Origin of the sequence: Microbacterium sp. Leaf351 (assembly GCF_001423825.1) — a bacterium.
GTDB lineage: Bacteria > Actinomycetota > Actinomycetes > Actinomycetales > Microbacteriaceae > Microbacterium > Microbacterium ginsengisoli.
This window is the reverse complement of record NZ_LMPK01000002.1, coordinates 72,032-73,842: the sequence shown is the minus strand read 5'-3', so window position 1 is coordinate 73,842 and position 1,811 is coordinate 72,032. Positions and strand designations below refer to the sequence as shown.

Sequence of the window (1,811 nt, the reverse complement as noted above, 5' to 3'; positions counted from 1 at the left end):
GCCTGGCCCGCCCACGAGCTCCTCGGTGCCGCCGAGGCTCTCGTAGAAGCTGCGGCTGATGGCCATGATGTGCGTGTCGCCGTCGATGCGAAAGCAGGCGGCGTTCTCGTTGGTGAACTCGGCGACGGCGCTCCAGCCGAGCGTCGAGTAGAAGGCGGCGGAGCGTGCGACGTCCGCGACGGGGAAGTTCACGAAGATGCTCATGGCCCGATCGTCGCGCGCGGCGGCGAGCGCGTCAACGGCGTCGCCGGGGTGGGGCGGGCGCCGGTACCGTGGTCGGGTGCGTCTCGTCATCGCCCGCTGCTCCGTGGACTACTCGGGGCGCCTCAACGCCCATCTGCCGCTGGCCACCCGGCTCCTCGTACACAAGGGCGACGGCTCGCTGCTCGTGCACTCCGACGGCGGCAGCTACAAGCCGCTCAACTGGATGAGCCCGCCGTGCACGCTCGCGGTCGAAGAGGTCGATGAGGATGCCGCGGCATCCGGTGTCATAGAGCAGTGGCGCGTGACCCACCAGAAGTCCGGCGACGCGCTCGTCGTGAAGCTCTACGAGGTGCTGCACGACTCGTCCCACGAGCTCGGCATCGACCCGGGCCTGCAGAAGGACGGCGTCGAGGCCGACCTGCAGCGCCTGCTCGCCGAGCAGGTCGACGTGATCGGCGAGGGACTCACCCTGGTGCGGCGCGAGTTCCCCACTGCGATCGGCCCGGTCGACCTGCTGCTGCGCAACCCCGAGGGCGGCACGATCGCCGTCGAGGTGANNNGTCTTCGCCGCGCAGGAGATCAAGCCGCAGGCGCGGGTGCTCGCCGGCGACCGCGGGATCCGCTGCGTGACCCTCGACTACGACGGCATGAAGGGCGTCGAGTCGGGCGCACCCCGGCTCTTCTGACGACCGGATGCCGCGGCATCCCGTGCCGTCGGCGACGACTACCGTTAAGGGGTGTCCCTCCCCTACACCTGCGTCCTCTGGGACGTCGACGGCACGATCGTCGACGCCTCGGTCGGAATCCTCCGTCGGCTGACGATCTCGCTCGAGCGTCTCGGGCTGCCCGCCCCCACCGAGGCGGAGCTCACCCACTGGATCGGCCCGCCGATGTTCGAGTCCTTCCAGACGCAGGCGCACCTGAGCCCGGAGGAGGCGGAGAAGGCCGTCGCGCACTACCGCGAGCTCGGCAAGGCCGACGGCTACACCACCGACGTGCGGCTGTACCCGGGGGTCGCCGACCTCATCCACGAGCTGCACGACCGCAGCGTGCCGCAGGCCACGGCGAGCTCCAAGCCCGAGGTTCAGGTGAAGGCGATCCTCGAGCACTTCGAACTCGCACCGCTGTTCGCCTCGATCACCGGTGCCACCGCCGATGAGCGCACGCTCGGCCGCAAGGCCGACATCGTCGCCGAGGCCCTCCGCCGCCTCGAGGCCCAGGGCATCGACGTCTCGCGTCCCGTGCTCATCGGCGACCGCCACCACGACGTCGAGGGCGGCACCGAGCGCGGCGTGCCCGTGATCTTCGTCGACTGGGGCTTCAGCAGCCCGGGCGAGGCCGAGGGCGCGGTCGCCGAGGCGGCTGACATCGAGGCGCTGCGCGCACTCGTGCTGCCGGCCGCCTGAACCCCTCGTCGACCGGGGACCCGGTCGGTAGGCTGGCCGACATGACGGATGCGGCGGCGCCGACGAGGCATCCGGTGATCACCGTCGTCGCGCGCATCCCGGCGACGCTCATCACCCTCGGTCTGGTGCTCGTGGCCGGACTCGTGAGCGCCGCGCTCTGGTTCCCGCTGCGCGAGAACCATGCCTGGCGCTACCTGGCCT

At 71.0% G+C, this 1,811-nt stretch carries 2 protein-coding genes and 2 pseudogenes; 3 read left to right on the top strand and 1 reads right to left on the bottom strand.

The annotated features are described in order from the left end of the window. On the bottom strand, window positions 1-204 hold a 204-nt coding region (locus ASG00_RS00850), incomplete at its 3' end, for a VOC family protein (protein WP_442922562.1). Window positions 205-280: 76 nt separating this feature from the next. Between ASG00_RS00850 and ASG00_RS00845 the strand changes: the two are divergent. The 3 genes and pseudogenes from ASG00_RS00845 to ASG00_RS00840 all read left to right on the top strand — a co-directional run. Next, window positions 281-761 (top strand): annotated as a pseudogene (locus ASG00_RS00845) (endonuclease NucS domain-containing protein); the annotation flags it as partial. Window positions 762-764: 3 nt separating this feature from the next. After that, a pseudogene (locus tag ASG00_RS16110) lies at window positions 765-890 on the top strand (endonuclease NucS); the annotation flags it as partial. Window positions 891-941: 51 nt separating this feature from the next. Further along, window positions 942-1,610, top strand: coding sequence for an HAD hydrolase-like protein (locus tag ASG00_RS00840; protein ID WP_056206164.1), 669 nt, complete (start codon window positions 942-944; stop codon window positions 1,608-1,610). Window positions 1,611-1,811 lie beyond the last annotated feature (201 nt).